This window comes from Kitasatospora sp. NPDC047058, from assembly GCF_040643935.1.
Lineage (GTDB): Bacteria > Actinomycetota > Actinomycetes > Streptomycetales > Streptomycetaceae > Kitasatospora.
The window spans coordinates 1-5,639 of the sequence record NZ_JBEYVJ010000415.1; the positions used below are offsets into that span (position 1 = coordinate 1).

A 5,639-nucleotide genomic window follows, 5' to 3' on the forward strand; every position below is an offset into this window, starting at 1 on the left:
CGAAGCGCTCGGCGGTCAGCCCCGGGCGGCCCAGATAGCCGCGGGCCAGGCCCGGCCCGCCGACGCACAGCTCGCCGGGCACCCCGGGTGGCACGGGCTCGCCGCGCCGGTCGAGCAGGTGCACCGCCAGGTCGGCCAGCGGACGGCCGATCACACTGCCGGGGGCGGCCAGGTCGTCCGGGCCGAGCGGGTGCGCGGTGACGTGCACGGTGGTCTCGGTGATCCCGTACATGTTGACCAGCCGCGGGCCGTCGGGGTGCCGGGCGGCCCAGGCGCGCAGCGCGCCCGGCTCCAGGGCCTCGCCGCCGAACACCACGTGCCGCAGCGCGAGCGGAGGGTGCGCCGTGCCGGCCTCCGCCGCAACAGCCTCGGCGTCGGCGAACTGGCGGAAGGCGGTGGGCGTCTGGCTGAGCACCGTGACGCCCTCGGCGCGCACCAGTGCGTGGAACGCGGCGGGGCTGCGCCGGGCCTCCTGCGGCACCACCGCGATCCGGCCGCCGTGCAGCAGCGCACCCCAGATCTCCCAGACCGAGAAGTCGAACGCGGCCGAGTGGTACAGCGACCAGACGTCGTCCGGGCCGAACGGCACGTCCGCGGCGGCCGCCTCGAAGAGCCGCAGCACATTGGCGTGGGTGAGCAGCGCGCCCTTGGGGCGGCCGGTGGTGCCGGAGGTGTAGATCACGTACGCGAGGTGGTCCGGGCCGAGCGGGGCCGGCTCCAGCGGCTGCCCGGCACCCGGCTGCCCGGCCGTCGGCTGGTCCACCGTCAACACCGGTACGTCGTCGACGAGTCCGGCGTGCTCCGGGTCGGCGACCAGGGCGACCGCGCCGGAGTCGGCCAGGGTGTAGGCCAGCCGGTCGGCCGGGTGGCGGGGGTCGAGCGGGACGTAGGCGCCGCCGCTCTTCAGGATGCCCAGGATGCCGGTGACCAGCCGCACCGAGGGCTCGACGCAGATCGCCACCCGGTCCTCCGGGCCCACCCCCAGCTCGCGCAGCCGCCGGGCCAGCGCGTCCGAGCGGCGGTCCAGCTCGGCGTAGCTCAGGCGCTCCGCACCGCAGGTGACGGCGACCGCCCCGGGCCGCAGCCGGACCTGCTCGGCGAACGCGGCCGGCAGGCTGCGCGCCCGCGGCGCGGCGGTGCCCCGGGCGGCGCCGGCCGCCAGCTCGGCGTTCCGCTCGGCCGCGCCCAGCAGCGGCAGCGCGTCCAGCCGGGTGTCCGGGGTGGCGACCGCGGCCGCCAGCAGGTGCAGCCACTGGTCGACGAACCGGCGCACCGTGCGCTCCTCGAACAGCTCGGTGCTGTAGTCGGCCAGGCCGGTCAGGCCCTCCGGCGTCTCGGTGACCTGGAGGTGCAGGTCGAACTTGGCGGTGCCGGTGTCCACCGCGGCCACGTCCATCCGCAGCCCGGGCAGCTCGATCCTGGTCTCCGGGGTGTTCTGCAGGACCAGCAGCAGGTTGGCGAACGGGGTGCGCCCGCCGGCGTCGCGGTCCGGGCGGACCTCCTCGACGATCCGCTCGAACGGCACGTCCTGGTGGGCGTACGCGGCCAGCGCGGACTCCCGGACGCGGCCCAGCAGTTCGCGGAACGTCGGGTTGCCGGACAGGTCGGTGCGCAGCGGCAGCATGTTGACGAAGAAGCCGATCAGGCCCTCGGTCTGCGGGTGGTTGCGGTTGGCCACCGGTGAGCCGACGACCAGGTCGTCCTGCCCGCTCCAGCGCTGCGCCACCGCGGTGAAGCCGGCCAGCAGTGCCATGTAGAGGGTGGCGTCGTGCTCGCGGGCCAGCGCGGTGAGCCGGGTGGCGAGGTCGCCCTCCAGCCGCCACGGGAAGCAGGCGCCGGCGAAGCCCTGCCGGGCGGTGCGCGGCCGGTCGGTGGGCAGGTCCACGGCGCTCGGCGCGCCGGCCAGCCGGCCGCGCCAGTGCGCCAGTTGGGCGTCCAGCGTCTCGCCCGACACCCGCTGGTGCTGCCAGAGCGCGAAGTCGGCGTACTGCACCGGGAGTTCGGGCAGTTCGGGCGCCTCGGGCAGCCCGTTGCCGCCGGGCCGGTAGTGGTGGGCCAGTTCGCGGACCAGGATGTCCAGCGACCAGCCGTCCGCCACGATGTGGTGCACGGCGAGCACCAGCAGGTGCTCCTCGTCGGCGAGCCGGACCAGCCGGCCGCGCAGCAGCGGCCCGGTGCCCAGGTCGAAGGGGCGGCGGCTCTCCTGTTCGGTCAGCGAGGCGAGCTCGGCCTCCCGGGCGTCGGGGGCGAGTGCGGACAGGTCGGTGAGCGGCAGTGCGACCTCGGTCCGGGAGTGCACGATCTGCTCGGGCCGGCCGTCCTCGGCGTGGAAGGTGGTGCGCAGCGCCTCGTGCCGCTCCACCACCCGGCCCAGCGCCCGCTCCAGCGCGGTGGCGTCCAGCCGGCCGGTCAGCCGGACGGTGCAGGCGATGCTGTAGAGCGGGCTCGGGCCGGCGAACTGCTCGACGAACCACAGCCGTTGCTGGGCGAAGGAGAGCGGCAGCCGGGCGCCCTCGGGGCGGGGGGCGATCAGGCCGGCGGCGTCGGTGCGGGCGAGGCCCTGCTGCCGGAGCAGCTGGGCGAGCAGGCGGCGCTTGTCGGAGGAGAGCGCGGCGCGCTGGGGTGACTGGCTCATGGGTGGTCCCGGGGCGGTCGGAGGGGTCAGGGGGTGTGGTGCGGCAGCGGGAACTCCCGGCAGAGCCGGGCGACTTCGCCGCGCACCTCGGAGCGGACGGCCGGGTCGAGGACGAACGCGGCCTCGCCGTGCGGCACCACGGCGGTGAGCACCCGGTCGACCAGGGCGGCGCAGCGGCGCAGCTCGGCCGGGCCCATGCCGCGCAGCGCGAGGGTGTTGGTGCCGAAGCGGACGCCGCTGGTGACCCGCGGGCCGTGCGGGTCGCCCGGGATCCGGTTGCGATTGACCACGATCCCGCAGTCGGCCAGCGCGCTCTCGGCGATCGCGCCGGTCAGGCCGCGCCGGCCGACGTCCACCAGCACCATGTGGTTGTCGGTGCCGCCGGTGACCAGGGTGTGGCCGAGGCCGGCGAAGGCCTCCGCCAGCTCCCGGGCGCCGGACACCACCCGCTGCGCCAGGGCGGTGAACTCCGGCCGGGCGGCGAGGTCGAAGGCGCGCGCCTTGGCGGCCACCGCGCCCAGGTCGGGGGTGCCCTGGAGGAACGGGAAGGTGCCGTGCGCGATCGCCTGGGCGAGGGTCCGCCGGCTGCCGGGCAGCCGCACGTCGGCGTCCCGGCCCAGCAGGATCAGGCCGCCGCGCGGGCCGTAGAGCTGCTTGTAGGTGCTGGTGGTGGTGGCGTGCGCGTGGTCCACCGGGCTCGGGTGCAGGCCGGCCGCGACCAGGCCGGCGATGTGCGAGATGTCGGCGAGCAGGAAGGCGCCGACCTCGTCGGCGATCCGCCGGAACCGGGCGAAGTCCACCGTGCGCGGGTAGGCGCTGGCGCCGCAGACGATCACCTTGGGCCGGTGCAGCCGGGCCAGTTCGGCGACCTGCTCGTAGTCCAGCAGGCCGTCGGCGTCGGTGCCGTAGCCGACCGCGTGGAAGAACCGCCCCGAGACCGAGGCCGGCGAGCCGTGGGTCAGGTGACCGCCCGCACTGAGCTCCATGCCGAGCAGGGTGTCGCCCGGCTTCATCAGGGTGCACAGCACGATCTGGTTGGCGGTGCTGCCCGAGTGCGGCTGCACGTTGGCGTACCGGGCGCCGAACAGGGCGCGGGCCCGCTCCACCGCCAGCCGCTCGACCTCGTCGACCAGCTCGCAGCCCGCGTGGTAGCGGGCGCCCGGGTAGCCCTCGGTGGTGACGTTGGAGATGGACGCGCCGGCGCAGGCCAGGACCGAGGGGTCGGCGCTGCTGGAGGCGGCCACCATGGCCAGGGTCTCGTTCTGCCGGGCGTGTTCGCGCTCCAGCAGGTCGGCCAGCAGCGGGTCCGCGGCGGCCAGGCGGTGTGCGCCGAGGCCGGCGTACGCGGCCAGGACGCCGGTGCTCGTGGTGGTGGTCATGCGCGGCTCTCCTCGTGCTCCTGATGGCCCCGGTGCTCGTCGTGCTGAGCGAGCAGTCCGTGGGCCTCCTCGTCGGTCATCTCCAGCAGTGCGGCGGCGATCCCGGCCACCGCCGCGACGTCGGTGCCCGCCGCGCGCCCCCGGGCGGCCAGCCGCTGCGCCTGCTCGGCGAGGGTGGGCGCCTCGAACAGCTCGCGCAGCGGCAGCTCGACGCCGAAGGTCTCCAGCACCGCCGAGGCGAGCCGGGTGGCGAGCAGCGAGTGCCCGCCGAGGGCGAAGAAGTCGTCCCCGGCGCCGACCCGGTCGACCTCCAGCAGTTCGGCCCAGAGCGCGGCCAGTACCAGCTCGGTGTCGTCGCGGGGGGCGACGTACGCGGCGGCGGCCCGGTCGGCGGCGGCGTCGGGCTCCGGCAGGGCGGCGCGGTCGACCTTGCCGTTGGGGGACAGCGGCAGCGCGTCCAGCGTCACGAAGACCGCCGGGACCATGTACTCGGGCAGCTCGGCCCTGAGCAGGGCGCGCAGCTCGGCGGCGGCCGGGGCGGCAGCGCCGTCCGGGACCGGTACCAGGTAGCCGATCAGCCGTCGCTCGTCCCCGCTGCCGCGGGCCGCGACCACGGCCCGGTCGACCCCGGGGTGCCGGCGCAGCACCGACTCGATCTCGCCGAGCTCGATCCGCAGGCCGCGCAGCTTGACCTGGTGGTCCAGCCGGCCGATCAGCTCGATCACCCCGTCGGCGCGGGTGCGGGCCAGGTCGCCGGTGCGGTACAGCCGCGCGCCGGCCGGCGCCGGGCCGGTGCCGGCGCCCGGGTGCGGGCGGTAGCGGTCCGCGGTCAGGCCCGGACGGCCGAGGTAGCCGCGGGTCAACCCGGTGCCGGCCAGGCAGAGTTCGCCCGGGACGCCGACCGGGGCCGGTTCCAGGGCCGGGGTCAGCACCACGGCCTGCTGGTTCACCATCGGCCGGCCGTACGGGATGCTGGTCCACGCCGGGTCGACCTCGCCGACCGGGTAGGTGATCGAGTGGACGGACGCCTCGGTGGCGCCGCCGAGCGCGATGAAGGCCAGCCCCGGTGCCAGCCGGCGGAACCGGCCGGGCAGCGGGACGGGGATCCAGTCGCCGCCGAAGAACGCGACCCGGAGCTTCGGCAGCCGGACGTTGCGCTCCTCCCCGGCCCGCACGAAGGCGTCGGCGAGCGCGGGGGCCGAGTTCCACACCGTCACCCGGTGACGGCGCACCAGGTCCACCCAGTGGTGCGGGTCGCGGGCCCGGTCCGGGTGCGGCATGACGACCGCGCCGCCGGCCGCCAGGATGCCGAGCGTCTCGTAGACGAACATGTCGAAGCTGGGGGAGGAGAGGCCGAGCACCCGGTCGCCCGGCCCCACACCGTAGGTGTCGTTGAGGTCCAGCAGGTTGTTGACGGCGCCGCGGTGCGGGACGGCGATGCCCTTGGGCGCGCCGGTCGAGCCCGAGGTGTAGATGACGTACGCCAGGTCGTCCGGGGCCGGCCCGGCCGGGCGCCGGCGGGCGGCGGGCCACTGCCCGGCGTCCTCCACCTCCAGCAGCGCGGCGTCGCCCGCGGGCAGCAGGCCGGCCAGGGCGCGCTCGGTGAGGACCACCGGCGGCGCCGC

General features: G+C 76.4%; 3 protein-coding genes. All 3 read right to left on the reverse strand.

Annotation, left to right across the window (positions count from 1 at the left end; translation table 11 throughout):
• On the reverse strand, positions 1–2,635 hold a 2,635-nt coding region (locus ABZ885_RS34270; protein WP_360197575.1), incomplete at its 3' end, for an amino acid adenylation domain-containing protein.
• Between the two features lie 26 nt (positions 2,636–2,661).
• Positions 2,662–4,014 (reverse strand): serine hydroxymethyltransferase, encoded by a 1,353-nt coding sequence (gene glyA, locus ABZ885_RS34275; RefSeq protein WP_360197577.1) that lies wholly within the window; start codon positions 4,012–4,014, stop codon positions 2,662–2,664.
• Positions 4,011–5,639 (reverse strand): non-ribosomal peptide synthetase (locus ABZ885_RS34280; RefSeq protein ID WP_360197580.1); only part of this gene is annotated, 1,629 nt, incomplete at its 5' end. The genes glyA and ABZ885_RS34280, both read right to left, overlap by 4 nt.

What these genes read in the sequence shown, in the direction of transcription:
- glyA (WP_360197577.1), bottom strand. Translation starts at nt 4,014, where the DNA reads ATGACCACCACCACGAGCACCGGCGTCCTGGCCGCGTACGCCGGCCTC.